Below are 19893 nucleotides of genomic sequence, written 5' to 3'. Positions count from 1 at the left end.
TTTAACTCAAAGAACACACGTTTGTTAAGCTTGACGTTTAAAATTATCTAAAATAATCCCAGTTGCCATAGCAACATTGAGCGACTCGGCCTCACCAAACGCAGGAATTGTTATTTTATCGGTTACTAAACCCGCACAGGCTTGTCGTATGCCATGAGATTCGCTCCCCATTAACAATACACCTTCGCCATTAAACTGTGTTTTATGTACGCTTTGGCCATCTAAAAACGCACCGTAAATTGGTAACTTGAGTGTTTGTAGGTAAGCAGGTAAGTCGACCTGACTAACTGAAACTCTTACAAATGACCCCATTGTGGCGCTAATTGTTTTTGGGTTATAGGCATCTGCACTGTCTGTGCTGGTTACAATGTGTTTAATACCATACCAGTCTGCCACTCTTATTATTGTGCCTAAATTGCCAGGATCAGACACGCCATCAAGGGCCAATATTAACCCTTTTATTGTGGGTAAATCGGCTTTTGGCATATCAACAATTGCAATTGCGGCATTATTACTTACAAGCGTGCTCGCTTTAGTAAGAACGTCCTCGTCAGCTTCAATGATATGGGTGTTTGGAAAACGGCTTTGATGAGCATTTATAAATGCCGAAGTTGCAAATACATCAACTGCGTTTAGTGAACTATTAAGCAACTCAAGAACGTTTTTTTCGCCTTGTACAAGGTATTGATTATATTGCTTTCGGTACTTTTTTTGGCCAAGTTGGCGAATAAGTTTGAGTTGGTTTTTTGAAATCATAACAGCCCCATAAAATTATCCGCCCAGTATAACAGAGTTCATTATAAAAAATGTATCACCTAGTTTGAACTCACCTTAGAGATTAAAAGTCCGATTGCAGGGATAAATATTGAGTTTTGCACTTAAAATCGGTAAATTAACAAAAAAACAACATGGAATGGCTTTTAATGGAATCAATACACCCAACTCCTTCACAATCAAACGAATCGAGCGCGAATCCACTCACCCCGCTATCTAGCTCTAAAGTACAATTTAGTGGCAAAGGCGGTGAGTTTTTTGGTATTTGGATAGTTAATATCTTACTAAGCGTATTAACATTGGGCATTTATTCTGCCTGGGCAAAAGTGCGTACAATGCGCTATTTTTATGGGCATACTCGTATAGATGGCCACAGCTTTGACTACTTAGCTACTCCAATGCAAATTTTAAAAGGCCGTATTTTAGCCGTTATTGTATTTTTAATTTACACCTTTGCTGTCAGCTTTCTTCCACTCATAGGCTTTTTATTTGCCATCGCTTTTATTTTTTTAATGCCGTGGATTATTAACCAAGGCTTACGTTTTAATATGCGTATGACCCGTCATCGTAATGTGCGTTTTTCGTTTAAAGGTAATTACGGCGAAGCCTTCATTAACTTTATTCTATTACCGATTGCCAGTGTATTTACACTTTATTTATTAATGCCTTATGTTTTAAAGCGCATAGATACTTACATTCACAGTAATATTAGTTACGGTAATAAGCCATTAGCCGTAAACCTCAAAGGTGAAACCTACTACCTTACAGCCCTTATTTGTTTTGTGGTGAGCTCTATCACCATGGTGATATTTATGGCTATTTTAGGACTATTTGGACTTGATTTACTCAATGTAGAAAACCAACAAGCAGCTCAAGACCCTGCAAAAATGGGGGTTATGTTTGGTGGGTTAATGATTGCTTACGTCGTGATGATTGCCATAGTAACCGCGGTATGGAAAGCGGCAATTAGAAATCATATTTTTAATAATAGCCAATTTGAAGATGTAGCATCGTTTAAATCACAGCTTAAGCCTATTCCTTACGCCATTTTACTTTTAACCAACATGTTAGCTATTGTGTTTTCATTAGGACTTGCTTACCCCTGGACACAAATTCGCACATCAAAAATGCTTGCCGAGGCTACAACCGTTGATATATACCCTGGCGCATTAAACTTAATAGATACAACGCAAGAGCAGCAATCATCCTTTGCTGAGGAAGCGGCTAACGTATTTGATATTGATTTGTCGTTAACATAAGAGTTTATTATGAACGTTCAGGGACATTATTTTCCAAACGCTTCGAGTAATTATCAGCTGTGTGTCGCTAAAATTAGCGGCTCACACGTTGAAATTAATCACGGTAACGACGAACCTGTCCGCTATGCAATTAACGAACTTAATTTAAGTTCAGCGATTGCAGGTCTTGCCGACGAACTAAGCTTTGACGATGGTGGTCGGTTTATTCCGCTTGATGTAGATTTTAGGTGGCCATTTAACGCTAAAAATCATCATTCACTAGAGCGGTTTGAAAAAAATAAGTGGGCTATTATTGCAGCAATTGTAGTTACACCTCTTTTTATGTGGTTAATGCTATACAAAGTTGTGCCCGCAATTGCTGTTTACAGTGTTGATACTCTACCGCATAGCGTTGTTGAACAAATGGGTGAACAAAGTTTTGCTGTAATTAAAAAATTAGCACTCGACCCAACAGAGTTACCTGACGAACAACAAGCCAGAGTTCAGCGACACTTTAAAACTATGCTTGATGAGCTTGCACTTGAAAGGTCGGTGTATAGGCTTTCGTTTTATAAATCCCAAAGTTTTGGTGCTAATGCGTTTGCACTCCCTCATGGCCGAATTGTGGTCACAGATGAATTAGCTAATTTACTGGCCGATAAACCCAATGCACTAAAAGCAGTGTTACTTCACGAAATTGGCCATGTCGTCCACCAGCATAGTGTTCGCATAACAGCACAATCGGCAGCAAGTACGATTGTACTTGCCGTTATATTCGGTGATTTAGAGGGAATAGCTGAGGTTGCCTTGGGGACTGGTGCCTCTTTTGCCCAACAAGGCTTTTCGCGAGATATGGAACGAGAAGCCGACAGTTATGCATTAACTCAACTAGAAAACTTAGGCTATTCAAGCAACGATTTTGCCGATGCAATTGAAGCTTTGCAAAGTGCGCATACCACTGAAAACGAACACCTTAAAAAGGTAAATAACTTACTCGAATACTTATCAAGCCACCCCAGCTCACAGGAGCGAATAGATAATGCTAGGAAATAACCGCGGTTATATACAAATTGCACGCTATATTGTGGGGTTGAGTTGGATGTATCATGGCTTTTTTCCAAAGATTTATCACGTTGCCCCTCTTGAAAAGTTAATGACTGGCAGTGCTGGCTATTCTGCACAAGTGTCTGATTTGATTACGCGTGGTGCCGGTATTGCTGAGGTTATTTTTGGGCTGTTACTAATTATATTTTATAAAAATAAACAGCTAGTTTGGTTAAATATTTTCTTATTATGCGGCCTGTTAGGGGCCGTTGCGGTCATGCAGCCAAATTTGTTAATAGAAGCATTTAATCCAGTTACTACCAACTTACCGCTTATTGCCTTAAGCTTTATATGGCTGAAAGAAATAAAACTCTTGAGTAATCGATACCTCTAAATAATAAAAGAGGATTTACATCCTCTTTTATTATTGGGGCACTTTAGAGTGAGTACTTATTTTTATGTGTCCACAAATGCAATAACTCGCTCGCAATTGTTGCTGCGGCAATAGCGGTAAGCTCACTTTGGTCATACGACGGTGATACCTCTACCACATCCATTCCCACCATATTTATACCTTTAAGCGCGCGCAGTATTTTAAGCACTTTATCTGATGTTAAACCACCACAAACCGGTGTGCCTGTACCTGGTGCAAATGCCGGGTCAAGGCAGTCTATATCAAACGTTAGGTAAACGGGTAAGTCGCCTACCCGCTCGCGTATTTGCGCTGCTATTTCATTGGCGTGCAAATCGTTAGCTTGCATTGCATCAATCACTGCAAACTCATGCTTTGATTGGTCAAAGTCGGTACGAATACCTATTTGTATGCTGTGCTCTACATCAATCAGCCCTTCCATGGGTGCATGATAAAACATAGTGCCGTGATCAAAACGCGAGCCATTGCTGTATGTATCAGTGTGCGCATCAAAATGAACCAGCGCCATTTTGCCATGTATCTTTGCATGCGCGCGCAATAGCGGAAGCGTTACAAAGTGATCGCCCCCAAGGCCTAAAAGCGTTGCTCCTTGGCGAAGTATTTGCTCTGCGGCCATTTCTAGCTGTGCCGTAAAATACTCAGGATCGCCTACCGGATAAGTAAAGTCACCCGCATCAGCAACCGTTAAACGCTCAAACAAAGGAAATGTCCACGGGTATTTAGTGTCTTCCCAGGCTAAATGTACCGACGCTCTGCGAATGGCATCAGGCCCTAAGCGAGCACCGGGACGGCCCGATGTTGCTAAGTCAAACGGTAAGCCTAGTACAACGACATCTGCATCAATGGCATTAATATTTTGCACCATAGGACGACGTAAAAACGTCATCCCGTTTGAATACAATGAGTGGTCAACATGACCAAACAAGCTAGACATTGCTTATAACTCTTCTAAATAAGTGTAGCCATTAAGGCCGTTTTGCAACTCGTCTAAAACGCTTTGCTGTTCATTTTTATCTATTTTTGCAGACACTAACTGCTCGTACGACTGCTGAAAGCTCTCAACATCTAAATGCACATAGCGCATCATATCGGCCACCGTATCGCCTTGATTTATTTCGCTGATACTGGCAACGCCTTGATCATCCATATTGATAATGGCACTGTGCGTATCGCCAAATAAATTGTGCATATCACCTAAAATTTCTTGGTACGCACCCACTAAGAAAAAGCCCATTAAGTAAGGCTTATCTGCACTGTACTCAGGCACCGGTAAAGTGCTTTCAATGCCTTGGCCATCAACATAGTGCTCAAGTGCACCGTCTGAATCACAGGTTATATCAAGTAATACAGCACGTTTTTTTGGTGCTTCGGTTAAGCCACTTAATGGCAATACCGGAAACACTTGATCAATCCCCCACGCATCAGGCAATGATTGAAAAAGCGAAAAGTTTACAAAAAACTTATCGGCTAAACGCGCATTTAACTCGTCAATAATCGGGCGATGAAAACGGTTTTTGTTATCCATGTGTTTGTTAAGCTCATAACAAATACGTAAGTTAACTTGCTCTGCCCACGCACGCTGCGTTAAATCTAAAAGCCCAAGAGCAAACTGGTTATGCGCCTCTGCTAAATCCCCTTGGCTGTCGTGATAAATTTCAATCAGCGCGCGGTCATCCGTTAAATCGGTTAATTGCACAAACGATGCCCACATATTATTTAATAAAAGCGGTGCATCGCCAGCAGGCGCTTTTAGCTCCTCTGGTACGTAGCTTTCTGTGCCTATAACATTTGATATAAGCACCGCATGATGCGCCGTTAGTGCACGCCCCGACTCAGAAATAATCGTCGGCATGGGCTGCGCGTACTGCTTACACGTATCACCTATGGTGTACACAATGTTATTTGCATACTCAGCTAAGCTGTAATTCATTGAGTTATGCGATTGGCTGCGTGTACCGTCGTAATCAATAGCTAAACCGCCCCCTACATCTAAGCACTCAATGCTTGCACCTAATTTGCGTAGCTCACAGTAAAAACGCGCGGCTTCGCTCACACCTAAACGCACATCACGAATGTTTGCCATTTGCGAGCCTAAGTGAAAATGCACAAGTTGCATTAAATCAAGTTGGCCTGCCTCTTTTAAACGGTTTACTACATGTAAAACTTGCGACGCTGATAAACCAAATTTAGATTTTTCACCGCCACTTGCTTGCCACTTACCTTTGCCCTGCGATGCTAAACGAACGCGAATACCAATACGCGGTTTAACATTTAGCGCTTTTGCTTGGCTAAGTACCATGTCGAGCTCAGAGAGCTTTTCAAGCACTATGTATACTTTGTGGCCTAGCTTTTCGCCAATAAGCGCTAAACGCACATATTCTTTGTCTTTATAGCCATTACATACAATCACTGCACTGGTTTTTTCTGCCATTGCCAAAACAGTTAATAGCTCTGGTTTGCTGCCCGCCTCAAGTCCTAATTGTTTTTTTTCTAATTCGGCTTGGCTTGCTACTATTTCTTCAACCACTTCACGTTGTTGGTTTACTTTAATTGGGTAAACTAATAAGTAGTCTTTTGGATAACCATAGTTTTCAATCGCGGTATTAAATGCGCCACATAAACTGTGCACACGATGATGTAAAATTTGTGGAAAGCGCACTAAAGCCGGTAAGCTTAAGCCTTTTTCTTGAAGTTGTTTTGCAATATCTGTCAGTGCAATAGTTTGCTCTGGGGCGTGAGCCTTTGGGGCAACATACACATCACCTTGATCATTAATACCAAAAAAACCTTGGCTCCAATGACGAACATTGTAACTCGTGCGAGCTTGTTCTAGTGATGTTGTCTCTTTCATTTATCTTTCTCTTTTATTTAATGAATGCCGGTTCGGCTAATTGCGCGCATTAAAAGAAAAATAGACCTTTAAGTCCAACAAGTATTTTTACTCGTAACGAGTGATTTTTAATATTAAAAATAAATAGTAAACAGCATGACCAACAAAACCTTATTTTATAGGGCCTAGCTTTAAGAAAAGCTCAGATTGGTAACACACTCATATATTGAGGGGTAATGTTAGGTGTGGTTTAAACAACTGCGTAGGAGCAAATTAATTACTTAGCCTGAAGTCTGCTTTAGAGATTTGATTTCAGAATCAGGCTAATTAACTATTGAAGCTAAATCATTTATTCAGCTAACGCCACTTCGGCAAGCTTCATTGTACTCTCAAATGATTTAGTGCCAGCAATAAATAGCCCATTGTGACAAAAAACAGCGTCGTCTAATCCCGTTTTTGCTTGGAAATCTTCATCAGACAAACCAGCCCATGCTTTAGGAAGCGACTTTCTATCTTCAAACGAGCCGGGCTCGACAGGGACTGTTTGAAGTATCCATTGACCTGAATGTGAAGGATAAACCATGTACAATGCTTCGCTTGACAAAATATGGACTGTTTTTTTCCATGGCGTGTACTTTTCAAGCACAATAACGCGAGGATCTTCAGCACTTTCTATCGCTTTAGCGACAATTGCTTTTGCATTGACACTGCCACTTGCTGACGCTATAAATCGAGTCAGCATACGAGAAGCAAATTCGACAGCTTCATCAAAGCACTTATCAAACTCAGGGCTCTCTTCCCATGTTGGGTTATACATTGAAATTGTTTGACTTAAACTTATACCCTGCTGAACACCCTCAACATGACCACAATCAATTGCATCAATGGTTGAAACTAATCCTGCATCAACTCTGTCTGCAACTGCTTGATTATTGTCACACAGTGCTAAACCATACTTTTGCCACACTAGTCCAAATGACGAGTACGGTATTCCATTTTCACGTTCCCCTGCGCCACCACGTTGGTGGTGATCAAAACGCCCAGCATCTGGATCGTATTGCCCACCTACATCAATCACTATATCAGCACTGTCCATAAGCGCTTTATCACGTGTACGTACTAAATTAAACGAAGGGTAGACATGTTTAAGCACCGCGATGCTAAATACATCATCGGCATGAAAATTACCGTTATGAGTAACTACTGTTAAATCGGTCACTGAACTGGTGTCTTTATTAGAAAGGATAAGGAAGTCTCGCTCTGTATTGCGTTAATTGTGAAAACTATAGGACGTTAAGTGGTGAATTTTATACGAATGTGATTAACAAGAACAGGATTCTTGTTAGTCGTTTTGATACTACGACAGACTCCAGCCAAATTACCAAAGCATGTTAATTTAAAATTGAAGGTGTCTACATTTTAATAAGACTTATGCCAGCATAAATAATCATTGAAGCTCATAGGCTTAGCAATTAAATAGCCTTGAATCATGTCAACGCTCATTGTTTTAAGTACGGTAAATTGTTCTTCGGTTTCAACACCTTCAGCAACAACTGTTAAGTTAAGGCTTTTACCTAAATTAATAATGGTTTGCACAATACTAAACCCTGTGCCTTTATCTAATATTTTATCTATAAAGCTTTTATCTACTTTTAACTCATTCACTGAAAACGAGCTCAAATGCGTTAAACACGAATAGCCTGTACCAAAGTCATCTATTGAGAAAATAAAACCTTGCTGCTTTAACTCATCAATTTGCGATATTACGCTGGCAATATCGCCGCTAAGCATAGACTCTGTGATCTCTAACTTAATATTCGATGGATTAACATTATAATCATTAACAACATTTAATAATTCCGTTTTTAACGTCGTTGAATTGAACTGGACTTGACTGATGTTGATAGACACTTTAAATGAATCATCAATCAGCTGCTTGCTATTAAGCTCATTTATTAGAATACAAATATCACGCAGAACGGTGTTTTGGAGCTTTTGAATAACCCCATTTTGCTCAGCGATTGGAATAAAGTCATTAGGCGCAATTAGCCCCTTACTTGGGTGATGCCATCTAATTAAAGCCTCAGCACCCGTAATTTTACCATTTGCATTTATTTGCGGCTGAAAATACGCACTAAACTCATCGTGTGCAATGGCTCTTACAATGTCGGTTTCAAGTTCGGCCTGGTTTTCAAGCAATGCTTGTAACTCGGGATCATAAAAGCTGCAGCTATTGCCGTTTTTCATTTTAGAACGGTACATAGCCGTATCAGCAAATTTAAGAATGTTATCGGTTAAATGGTTGCTTTTATCTATTAAACAAATACCAATGCTACAACTGACCTGAAAGGCTAAGCGGCCCACTTCAAATTTATCATAAAAAACACTTTGTATTATTTTTGCTATTTTTTCAGACTCTAAAATTGCACTTTCGGTATTATCACCAACATATTCAAGCAATATAATAAACTCATCGCCACCAACACGCGCTAATGTATCTTTTTCACTAACAACACCATTAAATCGTTTTGAAAGCTCTACAAGAACTTCATCACCCGCGCTATGGCCTACTGAGTCGTTGATTCGTTTAAAGTTATCTAAATCTAGAAATAATAACGCACCGGTTACATCGCTTTGCTTTATATTCTCAACATAGGCTGATAATTTGTCATTCAGCATTCGTCTATTTGGCAAACCTGTTAATGGGTCATAAAAGGCAAGCCTTTCTACTTCTAGCTCTGCTTTTTTTCTTGTTGTTATATCGCGTGCAACCCAAACAATATAACGCTGAGATGGGTTATCTGACTGGTAATCTTTAATGGGTGATGTACGACCTTCAAAAACCATTATTTTGCCGTCGATATCTAATTCGTATTCAAATACTTGAACATCGTTTGTGAGCAATGTTTTATTTATTACCGCCATTATTGATGTGGCATCTTCAGCAGGCATTACGTCATTAATTTTTTTATTTATTAAGTCAGATTGTGACTTGTATAAAAGCGCGTCGGTGGTGCCATAAATATCCATATACTCACCCTCTTCACTAATAATAAGTGTTAAATCGGGCATAACCTTAGTAAAAGCTGCAAATTTTTCATTACTTTTTTCTAAATCAGTAATGAGCTGGTTAGCTTTTATGTACTCTGCATTTTTTTCAAGTGCAATACTTGTGAAATTTACAAAATAGTCGATTAATTCAAGTTCGAAAGGTGAAGGCTTTTTGGGCTTATCGTGGTAAATGGCAAACGTGCCTAAAATACTAGATTTAGTTGAAATAACAGGGGTAGACCAACACGACTGCAATCCAAACTGTAAAGCGACGTCTTTAAAATCAGCCCACAAGGATGAATTAGCTATGTCTTCAACAATAACGCGCTCGCCTAAATAAGCAGCAGTACCGCACGAGCCAACATTTGGACCTATATGAACCCCATTGATTGCCTGACAATAACCATCCTCAATGTTAGGCGCGGCACAGTGCAGCAATTGCCCTTTGTTTAGTGACAAAATAGAACATTTAGCGGATTTTTCATCAATAAGTTCTTCTATCGATAAGCATATCTCGTCAAGGACATCCTCAAACGGGAGCCCAAGCGCTATTTTAGATAAAATATCTTGCTGATGGGATAACAACTTATTTAATCTAACTGTTTCCATTTGACACCACACACTTTCATTATTGTTTTTAGCTTACAGATGTTTTTTAAAAACAGTACGTATTCTGTACCGAATAAAATTATTCGCTTAGGTAACATAAAGTATAGCTTTAAATAAACGACTATTACTGCTAATTGCTGTTTTTTATACAATAATAAACAGCATAGCGTTAGCCTATAAAATATAGGTGTTTTAAAATCTGCTTGTTATTGGCTTAAGCCAAGCTCCATAAACACACTTTGCGGGTTATCTTGATAAGAACCAAAACAACCACAACGTTTAAACCCTAAATTTTCATATAGTTTAATCGATTCTATTTGTTTAGGGCCGGTTTCCAATCTAATTAATGGTATTTCTTCTTCGCCTGCGTAGTGCAAAAGAATTTGCATAACTCTGCGAGATAACCCTTTCCCACGGTAACTAGGGTTTACATAAAGGCGTCTTACTTCTGCGTAAGATGGTTCCCCTGATTGCATTACAATTGCCCCACAAGCAACAATCCCGTCATCATTTTTTAACCCAATGGCATAAACGTTAGGTTTATCTAGTTCGCTTAAGGTAAGTGATTGCGCGGTAGCTACAGGGTATAAAGAGTTTATAAGTCGGTCGATATCAGCAAAAACATTAATCACATCCTGGTCATTCGGTTTTAAATCAACTAACTGCATTGAGTATCTCAAATTTATATTAATTATATGTTGTGAAACTATACCGAATTGTAACAAATGAACAACCTCTGCATTGTGTTTTAACACAATTACAGCTTTAAATGATTCAGACTCAGTACTTTCAAATAAGGAACTGATAAAAAATGCGTATACCTTGCTTTAAACACTTTGTTACGCAAAATAGCTGTTCAAAATTATTAAGCTATTTATACTAACTTTAGTTGTAAACATTGATTGAGGTTGTTGTGCAGATCATACAAGGTATGGAATATTTTTTTTCAGGGTTTAAATTAATAAGCCAAAAAGGATTAAAGCGCTTTGTGCTCATCCCGCTTTTGATTAATATTTTATTATTCGGTAGTTCATTATTTTTCTTATTTGGCTGGCTGAGTGACGGTTTTAATTATATCAACAATATGCTTCCCGAATGGCTAAGCTGGTTAGAATGGTTAATGTGGCCAATTGCGGTATTAGTCGTGCTATTTAGTTATAGTATGGTGTTTACCGTGATTACAAACTTTATTGCAGCCCCATTTAATGCACTTTTGAGCGAAAAAGTAGAGTTGTACTTAACGGGTCAAAAAATTAACGATGATGGCTTTGCTGACTTAATAAAAGATATACCACGTATGCTTGCCCGTGAGTGGACCAAGCTATGCTATTACTTACCACGTGCTATTGGCTTTTTTATATTACTGTGGGTTTTACCGGTGATAGGACAAATACTGTGGGTATTATTTACTTGCTGGATGTATGCGGTGCAGTATAAAGATTATGCATTTGATAACCATAAAATTAGTTTTAAAGACATGAAAAACGACTTAAAGTCTAAACAGGGGCTTTCTTATGGGTTTGGCTTTGCTGTTATGTTATTAACAGCTATTCCATTTGTTAACCTAATTGTTATGCCTGTCGCGGTATGCGGTGCTACAAGGCTGTGGGTAGATAATTACCGACCAAATTACCGAAGCTAACTCTTAAATGAAGTTATTACTTTAGTAACAGTGTGTATATAAAAATGGGCCTAGCGGCCCATTTTTTATCTTCAATCAGCTGTATAAGCTTTGAGGGACTTTAGTCACATTCAAATGTACCGTTATCTCTTCTCTATCATGGTATAAATGTTTAGCTTGTAATTCGTAGCTAATACCGTACTTAGCGAGCTCTTCTTTTATCATTGCTAAGCACTCATATACACTGTCAAAGCGCTTTTTCATTGGTAACTTAAGATTAAAAATAAGCTCTTTTGCATAGGCATTGACTGCCCAGTCAATCATTAGGCTTGTTACTTTGGTTGGTTTTTCTACCATGTCACATACAAGCCAAGTAATGTTTCTTTTCTCTGGACGATATTTAAAGCCATCCTCTCTAAAATGCTTAACCTGCCCTGTTTCCATTAGGTTATCATTCATTGGTCCATTGTCTATTGCATTAACAAACATGCCTCTGCGCACCAACTGATATGTCCAACCACCTGGGCATGCGCCTAGGTCAACACATCGCATACCTGCAGCAACACGTGTTTCTCTTTGTTGCTCTGGTATAAACACATTAAACGCTTCATCAAGTTTAAGTGTAGAACGGCTAGGACCATCGCTTGGCATACGCAAACGTAAAATCCCCATAAAGTTGGGTGAATTGTTATAGCTGTATGAATAGCCAACATATGCGGTATTATTTTCCAAAAATAACACATGCATCACAGGCCGATTTGCCTTTGACTCACGCAACACGGTGTTTTGTTTCTCTAGTGCTTTTTTAAGCGGTGTGGAGATTTTTTTACAAAAAGTAAGCAGTTCTTTCCCTTCGTTTGTATCAGGCGTCTCTACTCGTAGTTCAGCACATAAAGGAAAATCTTTAGCTGCTTGCACAACTGCGCCTACACGGTCTTCTAAAGGCATATCTTCTAGTAATGTGCCGGCAAACCACTGGCGAGCAAACACCATATTTTTGAAGTCGATTCTTTTGATTATCTCGTCGCTATGCTGCGCTTCAAAACATTCATATATAACGTAACCTGTATTAGGTTTTGCTTTTACATACCCTGCAAAACCCTGCTCAGCAGCATGAAATGTTATTTCAGCAGCTGCATCGTTTTCAAACCCACTGCGACAATAAATCACAACACTAGACATAATAACCCTTAAACTTTTTAAAACTTAAATCGTGCAACTTGCACTAAAATAACAATCCAACCAATAATAAAGCACACCCCACCAAGAGGAGTAATTGGCCCTAACCACTTCATTCCTGTCAGTGCTAATAAATATAGGCTGCCACTAAAAAGCAGTGTACCTATTATAAAAAAGTGGCCAGCCCAATTTAGGTTAATACCCCATTTTAAGAGTAAAGCTACTGCAATTAGTGCTAAACCGTGCACCATTTGATACTCAGCGGCTGTTTTAAACACACCTATCGAATATTCTGATAGACGACTTTTTAGTCCGTGAGCGGCAAAAGCCCCCAACATAACCGAAAGCATACAAAATAAACTGCCTGCCATTAAAAATAGTTTTGTCATTATTTACCCAACATTTTGTTTATAAATTGCGCTGCACTAGAAGCTGCTATTTGGCGGTTTTCTAATTCAGTAATGCCACTTTTTTTACGTGGTTTTAATGAATGGTCGCCATCAGCCAGCCATACATAGTCGGGCTGTTTTGGCATTGCCAGCGTTTTTAGTTCTTCACGCGTACCAAATGTATCTCGCTCACCTTGCAACACTAAAAATGGACAAGGAATATCAGCAAAGTGTTCTGTACGAAGCTTGTCTGGTTTACCTGGTGGATGAAATGGGTAACCAAATGCAATAACGCCTTTAATTGGCTGCTTAGTTGTGCATGCAAGCATTGACGCCATTCGCCCACCCATTGATTTACCGCCAATAAACAAGGGTAATTTAGGTTGAGCATGCGTTAATACTTGCTCATAGTATGTAAGCAACTTGGGAGCACGCTCTGGTGGGCGTCGCTTGCCGGTTTGCTTTGCAATTTGCATATATTCAAAATCAAATAAACCAACATCAACACCCTGCTCACTGATCAGTGCAGCCACGTGCTGCATAAAGTCAGAATCACTGCCAGCACCAGCACCATGGGCAAAAATAAACTGTGCAATTGCGGGTTGGCTTTGACTTTTGAACCATTCAATCATGATTAATACTCTTGCTCTTGTTCAACCAAACTTAGCATCCATTCTTTAAATGACACTATTTTTCCCAATTCAGTTTGTGATTCACGAAGCACCAAATAGTAAGCGTTTTTACTTTCTAGACTGTGGCTAAATGGAATAACTAATCGCCCCGCATCAATATCTGGTTTAGCTAACACACTATTCCCAATTGCAACGCCTTGACCATGAACGGCAGCTTGCAGCACCATAGAAGAGTGGCTAAATATAGGCCCTTGATTTACTTGTACATTACGTACACCCGCAGTTTTCATCCACGTTTTCCAATTTTTACGTGTAGTGTCATGCAATAGGGTGTGCTGTGCTAAATCACTGGGTTGATCAAGTGGTTTGGGACCACTCAATAACATAGGACTGCACAATGGCACTAAATACTCTGTATGTAACTTATAAGCTTGCACTCCATTCCAGTGGCCACGCCCGTAGTAAATGGCAATATCGACATCGTCACTTAACGAATTTTCGTCTTGGTCTTGTGCTTTTATTCTTACGTCAATTTCAGGGTGTAATTCATTAAATAAACTTAAACGAGGCACTAACCATTGAATAGCAAAACTAGGGGTTAAACTTACCGTTAATGAGCCTTTAGCCCCTCGCGCAAGTAACTTTTCTGTGGCATCAATCAGTTGCGTAAAAATTTCTTTAATATCTAAAAAATAACCTTGGCCTTCTTCCGTTAATAATAACGAACGATTTTTTCGTAAAAATAGCTTTAAACCTAAATGTTCTTCGAGTGTTTTTATTTGATGACTGACAGCTGCTTGCGTTACATAAAGCTCTTCTGCGGCTTTTGTAAAGCTTAAATGCCGCGCCGCAGCTTCAAATGCTTTGAGTGCGTTTAATGGGGGGACTCGTCTTGACATAATAACCAAGCTTTGAATTAGTTTTTCTTATGCATGAATTATATACCCATGACGAGAAAGAGTATATTTAAGGTGTAAAAAAAGCGACTAATGTCGCTTTTTATTATGCGGTCACTTTTTATAAGTCGCTAGCGCTGGTATCTAACGGCGCAAAACTCTTAACCAAATCATCTACCGCTTTCATTTGCGATAGATAGCCTTCTAATTTGCTTAGGGCTAATGCACATGGTCCATCACACTTTGCTTCATTAGGGTTTGGATGTGCTTCGATAAATAAACCAGCGATCCCCAAAGCCATTCCGCTTCTGGCTAACTCTGCCGCTTGAGCTCGACGCCCATCAGCTGAATCTGCGCGACCACCAGGGCGTTGCAGCGCATGCGTTGCATCAAAAATCACTGGTGCCATTGCTTTCATGTCATCCATTCCTAACATATCAACAACCAGGTTATTATAACCAAAGCTAGAGCCACGCTCACAAAGTGCAATATTATTATTACCAGCCTCATTAAATTTAGTAATGATGTGGCGCATTTCATGTGGTGCTAAAAACTGCGGCTTTTTCACATTGATAATCGCACCTGTTTTTGCCATAGCAACAACTAAGTCTGTTTGACGGGCTAAAAAAGCAGGCAACTGAATAACATCAACCACTTCAGCAACCGGCGCCGCTTGATGCGGTTCGTGAACGTCAGTGATAAGAGGAATGTTGAAGGTGTTTTTAATTTCTTCAAATATTTTTAACCCTTCCTCCATTCCCGGACCACGGTACGAGTTGATTGAAGAACGATTAGCTTTATCAAATGATGCTTTAAACACATATGGTATGTTTAGCTTTGTCGTTACTTCTACATAATGCTCTGCAATGCGCATGGCTAAGTCGCGCGATTCTAAAACGTTCATACCACCAAATAAAACAAACGGTTTGTTGTTTGCTAATTCAATATCATTAATTTTGATAATTTGATCTTTCATTTTAATTCCTTAAGGTGCAACTGCTTGCAACATTAATCCACAAATATAAGCCATGTATGTACCCACTCCGTAACCTAATACAGCCAGTAAAACACCGACAGGCGCAAGCGAAGGGTGAAATGCTGACGCAACAACAGGCGCAGACGCTGCGCCTCCGACATTAGCTTGCGAGCCTACTGCCATATAAAAAAGCGGTGCTTTAATTAATTTTGCAACAAGCAACATTAAACCAGCATGTACTAGCATCCAAATAGCCCCCACTAAAAACAAGCCCGGGTTATCAAAAATAGCGGTTACATTCATATGTAAGCCAATTGAGGCAACTAAAATGTATAAAAAGCTTGAGGCTACTTTAGATGCACCAAATGCTTCAATCTGTCTTACTTTAGTAAAAGACAAACTAATACCAATGGTAGTTGAAATGACAATTAACCAGAAAAACTTACTGGTTAAACTGTACTCTTTTGCCCACGCATAATTATTAGCGAAAAACGGCCCTAAAAAGTCTGCGCAAAAATGGGCTAAACCAGTAATACCAAATGCAATAGCAAGCAATGTCATGTAATCATTCAGCGTTGGCATGCGCGCATGCTCTGCATGATATTTTTCAACACGCTGCTTTAAATCTTCAATGGCGCTGGTGTCTGCTCCTGTAGCAGCATCAATTTTCTTATGGTTAGCTGCCATTAGTAACAAAACTGCCATCCAAATATTAGCCACTATGACATCAACGGTGACCATGACTGAAAAAATATCGCCGCCCACCTCAAACATTTCTTTCATTGAGGCTTGGTTTGCACCACCGCCAATCCAGCTTCCAGCTACGGTGGTCATGCCGCGCCATACAGCATCTGGCCCATGCCCGCCTACAATTGTAGGGTCTACCGCGCTCACAACTAATATAGCCAGAGGTCCGCCGATAACAATACCGAGCGTTCCGACTAAAAACATAATTAGTGCTTTAGGGCCTAAGTTTAAAATCGCTTTTAAATCAATGCTAATAGTTAAAAGTATCAAACAGGCGGGTAATAAATAGCGTGAAGCAACGTAATAAACATTCGATTTATTACCATCGACAATACCAAACGTATTAAGCAAAGAAGGTAAAAAGTAGCAAAGCAATAAAGCCGGTACATATTTATAGAACGTTTTTAATGCTGGGCGCTCGCTGTTTGAGGTTTTAAATATAAACCCCAAAATAACCGCAAGTAAACCAAGCACAACTGCATCATTGGTGATTAATGCGCTTTGTGTTTCGACCATGGTATTCCCTAATATTAATGGTGAGTTTTATTATTATCTTCTAATTCTTCAATTTGGTGCTGGATGATTTCTATTGCTGGATCATCTGGGCATTCATCTACAAAAAATTGTAGATCATCTCGGGCCATTTTAGGGCAATCGAGCTGATTTAATAAATACCCTCTGTCACGCCTTTCGTAGGGGTCGTCGCCAATTAATTCCATTAACATTTCAACGCATGTTAATGCGTGGCCAAATTTATTTTCACTAATGAAAGACCACTTTTGCTGCGCTAAGAAAAGCTTATAAACTTCATCGTCAAAAATAAGTTCTAAGGGCTCTTGTTCTTGCCCTTCAGCTTCATCAGCATTTTCAGGAATAATATACCAACTTTGCTGACCGCTACTTGGCTCAACCAAATAGCCTTCTTCATCACTCATAGCAATATGAACACCTATATCGCCTTGATTTAGGCTCATACTGGCATCGAGGTTAGCCTGTTGTAAAAAATGACAAAGTAAAATTGCCAGAGTAGTTGGCGAGCCGCTACGCATAGTTAGGGTGTAGCTTAGGCTATTTAATTTATGCTCAGGTACTTTTAAACTCGAAGCGCTAAATAGCCATGTACTGTAAAAGGTGTCTAGCAACTTATCTAAGCGTTCATGAGAGTCGGGTACAACAATACATAATGCATTAATTTGTTTTTCAAAATCAGCCAGAACATCAAAAGCGGCTGTTAAGTCTAGTTGTGGATCCCATTTCGATTCAGCCTTAATACAACGATAAATTGCCGCAGGGGTAAAGTCATCGTAAGCATCATCAATATAAGAGTCATCGTGTTCATCAAACCCAAAAGTGGTCATCAATACTGCAACATTTCTAGAAAACGAACGCGTAGTTTACCTAATTCTACCCATATATTCCAATAACGAAATGTACTTGATCAAATGCATGGAGGGAATATTCGAGCTTTAGAGATACTAAAGCTCGGTAAATTTATTTAAGGCTTAAAGTAGTAATGCTGACTTGGCTGTTGCCAAATAACCAATAGCTAAAATAACAAACGTATTTACAATAAGGTAAGATATTTTAGCCAAAAAATTAGTTTGCTTAGCGCTTATAATTCCAATAGCAATATAAGCAACCACTAATATAATTTTTTCTAATAACCAATGTTGTTCAAACGGGTTTATCTTCCCCATATACATAAGTGTAAATGCAGAAATTAAAAGTAATGTATCAATGCTATGGCTACCAATAAATACAAGTTTATTACGAGCAATTTTGCCACTGCCCATTCGTGAAAAAGATCGAATATAAAATAAAACTACACTCAATGCTGCTATTGCCATGTGTGAGTGCTTTACTGCTAAATAATCCATATGCCTCTGTTCTTCTATTTATATAAAATTAATCTGGGTAACGTTTGATAATTATTTCAAGTTCATCAAGATTTGCGTTAAAAACATCAACTAACTTTGGTTCAAAATGCGTGCCTTTTTGTGCGTTTATCTCTTCAACAACACGCTCGAGCGTCCATGAATCTTTATAGCAGCGTTTGTGCCTTAACGCATCATATACATCAGCCAATGCCACAATGCGGCCGAATATATTAATTTTATTCCCTGCTAAACCTTCAGGGTAACCAGAACCATCCCACTTTTCGTGATGTTCCTTGGCTATAGTGGCACCTGCACTGACAATTTCATGAGCTGATCCTTTTAAAATACCATAGCCTTTATCAGTGTGGGTTTTCATTACTTCCCACTCTGGTGCATCAAGCCTTGCGGGCTTATTTAATACCGAATCGGGGATACCTACTTTACCTACATCATGCAAAGGCGCAGCTAATCTAATCAAATCAGCTTGCTGTTTAGATAAACCATAACCAAGCGCCAAAGCATGGCAAATATGTGCAACACGTTTTACATGATTACCTGTTTCAGTAGAGCGTTGTTCAACCGCTTCACTTAATCTGTAAACAAGCTCTTGTTGTGTGGCCTCAATCTCTGATTGTAACTGAACATTTTCAAAGGCTAATTGTACATTTTGAGCAAAAATTTCAACGAGGTTGCGTTGTGTATCGGTTAGTGTATTTGGAATGCCTGTGATAAACAGCATTGAGCTGTGGTTATATTCACTGCTGCAATAAGCAAATAGGTAATTATCTTTGTAGATAATAGACTGATTATTTAACGCTTCTTGGCATGCGCTTAATTGCTCTGCGTGTAGCACCTCTTCAAGGTCTTTACCTTCACTTTTTTCAAACTCACCGGTACCTGAACAAATAATCATTTTATTGTTCTGAGATGCTGGGTTTTGTGCAACAAGGGTGGTCGCGTACATAGCCTGATCTGAAATACCAAGCAATGATGTAAGTTGCTGCATTACTCCTTCTATAAAATGCTCTATTGAATGTGCAGAAAAAATATTGCGTGATGCAGTTATTATTTTCTCAAGGCCAACACGAGATTGTTCTATTGAAATAATATCGCGGTACGAACGAAGGCTCGACATGATAACTGTAAACAATTTTTGTGCGGTGAGTTCTGTTTTTGATTTGTAGTCGTTAATATCAAAATTAACTATTACTTGGCGTTCTGGTGCCTGACCAGGTTGGCCGGTACGTAAAATAATACGAATGTGGTTATTTTTTGCGGTTTCACGAATGTATTTTACAACTTGTAGGCCTGCATCGTCTGTTTCCATTACAACATCAAGTAGAACAATTGCTGCGTCTTTATGCTCATCAATTAAAGTTTTAGCCTCAGCGCCAGAATACGCGCTGATAAATTCTAAACGTTTATTTTGAAACTCAAAATCACTCAATGCCAATTTAGTAACTGCATGAACTTCAGGTTCGTCATCAACGATTAGTACTTTCCAGGTGCCCAAATCGGTGTTATCTACCGGTGTATCTGGCTCATCTGAAAATAAAAAGTCACCCATCATAATTAGAATTCCTACATGACACATTTA

19 protein-coding genes are annotated in these 19893 nt (G+C 39.2%); 4 read left to right on the top strand and 15 right to left on the bottom strand.

Annotated elements, in window-relative coordinates; genetic code table 11:
- Positions 1-24: 24 nt before the first annotated feature.
- Complete coding sequence (locus tag ATS72_RS01360; RefSeq protein WP_010556024.1) at positions 25-756, bottom strand: RNA methyltransferase; 732 nt, start codon at positions 754-756, stop codon at positions 25-27.
- 167 nt (positions 757-923) lie between these two features.
- Here ATS72_RS01360 and ATS72_RS01355 point away from each other — a divergent pair, with 167 nt between their 5' ends.
- Genes ATS72_RS01355 through ATS72_RS01345 form a run of 3 tightly spaced genes read left to right on the top strand, consistent with a single transcriptional unit; the run spans position 924 to position 3450 of the window.
- Complete coding sequence (locus tag ATS72_RS01355; RefSeq protein ID WP_058428633.1) at positions 924-2033, top strand: YjgN family protein; 1110 nt, start codon at positions 924-926, stop codon at positions 2031-2033.
- Between the two features lie 9 nt (positions 2034-2042).
- A complete protein-coding gene (locus ATS72_RS01350; RefSeq protein WP_058428632.1) occupies positions 2043-3065 on the top strand; it encodes a M48 family metallopeptidase in 1023 nt (340 codons plus the stop codon).
- Entirely contained in the window at positions 3052-3450 is a 399-nt protein-coding gene (locus tag ATS72_RS01345; protein WP_006794520.1) for a DoxX-like family protein, read from the top strand. The genes ATS72_RS01350 and ATS72_RS01345 overlap by 14 nt, the downstream gene beginning before the upstream one ends.
- Positions 3451-3493: 43 nt before the next feature.
- On the opposite strand, the gene speB is transcribed toward ATS72_RS01345, so the two are convergent.
- The 5 genes from speB to ATS72_RS01320 all read right to left on the bottom strand — a co-directional run bounded on the left by speB (position 3494) and on the right by ATS72_RS01320 (position 10647).
- Complete coding sequence (gene speB / locus ATS72_RS01340; protein WP_006794519.1) at positions 3494-4423, bottom strand: agmatinase; 930 nt, start codon at positions 4421-4423, stop codon at positions 3494-3496.
- Between the two features lie 3 nt (positions 4424-4426).
- Positions 4427-6340 (bottom strand): biosynthetic arginine decarboxylase, encoded by a 1914-nt coding sequence (gene speA / locus ATS72_RS01335; RefSeq protein ID WP_058428631.1) that lies wholly within the window; start codon positions 6338-6340, stop codon positions 4427-4429.
- Between the two features lie 328 nt (positions 6341-6668).
- Entirely contained in the window at positions 6669-7538 is an 870-nt protein-coding gene (locus ATS72_RS01330; protein ID WP_006794517.1) for an MYG1 family protein, read from the bottom strand.
- A 200-nt stretch (positions 7539-7738) separates the two neighbouring features.
- Positions 7739-9979, bottom strand: coding sequence for a sensor domain-containing phosphodiesterase (locus ATS72_RS01325; RefSeq protein WP_058428630.1), 2241 nt, complete (start codon positions 9977-9979; stop codon positions 7739-7741).
- Between the two features lie 206 nt (positions 9980-10185).
- Entirely contained in the window at positions 10186-10647 is a 462-nt protein-coding gene (locus tag ATS72_RS01320) for a GNAT family N-acetyltransferase (RefSeq protein ID WP_006794515.1), read from the bottom strand.
- Positions 10648-10910: 263 nt separating this feature from the next.
- Between ATS72_RS01320 and cysZ the strand changes: the two genes are divergently transcribed.
- Positions 10911-11621 (top strand): sulfate transporter CysZ, encoded by a 711-nt coding sequence (gene cysZ / locus ATS72_RS01315; protein WP_170865584.1) that lies wholly within the window; start codon positions 10911-10913, stop codon positions 11619-11621.
- Between the two features lie 75 nt (positions 11622-11696).
- Here cysZ and rlmM read toward each other — a convergent pair whose 3' ends face one another.
- From rlmM to ATS72_RS01270, 9 genes are all read right to left on the bottom strand, one after another.
- Positions 11697-12782: a 23S rRNA (cytidine(2498)-2'-O)-methyltransferase RlmM gene (gene rlmM, locus ATS72_RS01310; protein WP_058428629.1), complete on the bottom strand. Its 1086-nt coding sequence runs from the start codon at positions 12780-12782 to the stop codon at positions 11697-11699.
- Positions 12783-12799: 17 nt separating this feature from the next.
- Positions 12800-13168 carry a DUF423 domain-containing protein gene (locus tag ATS72_RS01305; protein ID WP_006794512.1) on the bottom strand — a complete coding sequence of 123 codons (369 nt, stop codon included), beginning with the start codon at positions 13166-13168 and terminating at the stop codon, positions 12800-12802.
- Entirely contained in the window at positions 13168-13800 is a 633-nt protein-coding gene (locus ATS72_RS01300) for an alpha/beta family hydrolase (RefSeq protein WP_058428628.1), read from the bottom strand. The genes ATS72_RS01305 and ATS72_RS01300 overlap by 1 nt, the downstream gene beginning before the upstream one ends.
- A gap of 2 nt (positions 13801-13802) precedes the next feature.
- Positions 13803-14699 carry a transcriptional regulator GcvA gene (locus tag ATS72_RS01295; protein WP_006794510.1) on the bottom strand — a complete coding sequence of 299 codons (897 nt, stop codon included), beginning with the start codon at positions 14697-14699 and terminating at the stop codon, positions 13803-13805.
- Positions 14700-14817: 118 nt separating this feature from the next.
- Positions 14818-15672 (bottom strand): 3-deoxy-8-phosphooctulonate synthase, encoded by an 855-nt coding sequence (gene kdsA / locus ATS72_RS01290; protein WP_006794509.1) that lies wholly within the window; start codon positions 15670-15672, stop codon positions 14818-14820.
- A 9-nt stretch (positions 15673-15681) separates the two neighbouring features.
- Positions 15682-16935, bottom strand: coding sequence for a DUF819 family protein (locus tag ATS72_RS01285; protein ID WP_058428627.1), 1254 nt, complete (start codon positions 16933-16935; stop codon positions 15682-15684).
- Positions 16936-16949: 14 nt separating this feature from the next.
- Positions 16950-17777, bottom strand: a complete 828-nt coding sequence (locus ATS72_RS01280; protein ID WP_008133135.1) for a tetratricopeptide repeat protein — start codon at positions 17775-17777, stop codon at positions 16950-16952.
- 144 nt (positions 17778-17921) lie between these two features.
- Entirely contained in the window at positions 17922-18296 is a 375-nt protein-coding gene (locus tag ATS72_RS01275; protein ID WP_006794506.1) for a SirB2 family protein, read from the bottom strand.
- A gap of 28 nt (positions 18297-18324) precedes the next feature.
- Entirely contained in the window at positions 18325-19866 is a 1542-nt protein-coding gene (locus ATS72_RS01270) for a DUF3369 domain-containing protein (RefSeq protein WP_006794505.1), read from the bottom strand.
- Positions 19867-19893 lie beyond the last annotated feature (27 nt).

The sequence above is a fragment of the Pseudoalteromonas sp. 13-15 genome (assembly GCF_001468205.2).
Taxonomy (GTDB): Bacteria; Pseudomonadota; Gammaproteobacteria; order Enterobacterales; family Alteromonadaceae; genus Pseudoalteromonas; species Pseudoalteromonas marina.
Note: the sequence above shows the minus strand (reverse complement) of the source record. Positions and strands in the feature narration are given on the sequence as shown.

Excerpts from the sequence above, each read along its gene's own strand:
- ATS72_RS01275 (WP_006794506.1), bottom strand. The coding sequence starts at position 18,296 with ATGGATTATTTAGCAGTAAAGCACTCACACATGGCAATAGCAGCATTG.
- ATS72_RS01280 (WP_008133135.1), bottom strand. The coding sequence starts at position 17,777 with ATGACCACTTTTGGGTTTGATGAACACGATGACTCTTATATTGATGAT.
- ATS72_RS01270 (WP_006794505.1), bottom strand. The coding sequence starts at position 19,866 with ATGATGGGTGACTTTTTATTTTCAGATGAGCCAGATACACCGGTAGAT.
- ATS72_RS01295 (WP_006794510.1), bottom strand. The coding sequence starts at position 14,699 with ATGTCAAGACGAGTCCCCCCATTAAACGCACTCAAAGCATTTGAAGCT.
- ATS72_RS01300 (WP_058428628.1), bottom strand. The coding sequence starts at position 13,800 with ATGATTGAATGGTTCAAAAGTCAAAGCCAACCCGCAATTGCACAGTTT.
- ATS72_RS01320 (WP_006794515.1), bottom strand. The coding sequence starts at position 10,647 with ATGCAGTTAGTTGATTTAAAACCGAATGACCAGGATGTGATTAATGTT.
- kdsA (WP_006794509.1), bottom strand. The coding sequence starts at position 15,672 with ATGAAAGATCAAATTATCAAAATTAATGATATTGAATTAGCAAACAAC.
- rlmM (WP_058428629.1), bottom strand. The coding sequence starts at position 12,782 with ATGTCTAGTGTTGTGATTTATTGTCGCAGTGGGTTTGAAAACGATGCA.
- cysZ (WP_170865584.1), top strand. The coding sequence starts at position 10,911 with ATGGAATATTTTTTTTCAGGGTTTAAATTAATAAGCCAAAAAGGATTA.
- ATS72_RS01355 (WP_058428633.1), top strand. The coding sequence starts at position 924 with ATGGAATCAATACACCCAACTCCTTCACAATCAAACGAATCGAGCGCG.
- ATS72_RS01360 (WP_010556024.1), bottom strand. The coding sequence starts at position 756 with ATGATTTCAAAAAACCAACTCAAACTTATTCGCCAACTTGGCCAAAAA.
- ATS72_RS01305 (WP_006794512.1), bottom strand. The coding sequence starts at position 13,168 with ATGACAAAACTATTTTTAATGGCAGGCAGTTTATTTTGTATGCTTTCG.
- ATS72_RS01285 (WP_058428627.1), bottom strand. The coding sequence starts at position 16,935 with ATGGTCGAAACACAAAGCGCATTAATCACCAATGATGCAGTTGTGCTT.
- ATS72_RS01350 (WP_058428632.1), top strand. The coding sequence starts at position 2,043 with ATGAACGTTCAGGGACATTATTTTCCAAACGCTTCGAGTAATTATCAG.
- speA (WP_058428631.1), bottom strand. The coding sequence starts at position 6,340 with ATGAAAGAGACAACATCACTAGAACAAGCTCGCACGAGTTACAATGTT.
- ATS72_RS01345 (WP_006794520.1), top strand. The coding sequence starts at position 3,052 with ATGCTAGGAAATAACCGCGGTTATATACAAATTGCACGCTATATTGTG.
- speB (WP_006794519.1), bottom strand. The coding sequence starts at position 4,423 with ATGTCTAGCTTGTTTGGTCATGTTGACCACTCATTGTATTCAAACGGG.
- ATS72_RS01325 (WP_058428630.1), bottom strand. The coding sequence starts at position 9,979 with ATGGAAACAGTTAGATTAAATAAGTTGTTATCCCATCAGCAAGATATT.